The 573-nt window shown below is 64.7% G+C and carries 1 protein-coding gene; it reads right to left on the reverse strand.

Going from position 1 to position 573, the window contains the following annotated elements; genetic code table 11:
* The coding region (locus QCE63_RS35535; protein ID WP_309839946.1) for an FAD-binding protein at nt 1-573 on the reverse strand (573 nt) is incomplete at both ends.

Raw genomic sequence — 573 nt, forward strand, 5'->3', positions numbered from 1 at the left:
CTGCGGCGCGACGATCTTGCCCGTCTGGCCCACCTGGAAGTCGTTCGGCACGTAGCCGGCATCGACCGCCGCGCGCGATGCGCCCAGCGCCGCGCCCAGCTTGTCGGCCAGCGGTTCCAGCGTCTTCGTGTAGTTCTCGCCGCTGCCTAAACCACGGCCGCCCGACACGATGATATGCGCGCTCGTCAGTTCCGGACGGTCCAGCTTCGTCACTTCGCGGCTGACGAACTGCGAGATGCCTGCATCGGCGGCGGCTTCGATCTTCTCGATCGCTGCGCTACCGCCTTCCGCTGCGACCGGATCGAAGCCCGTTGCGCGCACCGTGATGACCTTGATCGGATCGCTCGATTGAACCGTCGCGATCGCGTTGCCTGCATAGATCGGACGCTCGAAGGTGTCGGCGCTATCGACGGCGGTGATGTCACTGATCTGCGCGACATCGAGGTGCGCGGCGATACGCGGCGCGATGTTCTTGCCGTAAGCCGTAGCCGGAGCCAGGATGTGCGAATAATCCTTCGCGATGTTCAGCACCGTGCCTTCGACATTTTCCGCGAGGCCGTCGGCGAGTTGAGG

Origin of the sequence: Caballeronia sp. LZ065 (assembly GCF_031450975.1) — a bacterium.
In the GTDB taxonomy this organism is placed as follows: Bacteria; Pseudomonadota; Gammaproteobacteria; order Burkholderiales; family Burkholderiaceae; genus Caballeronia.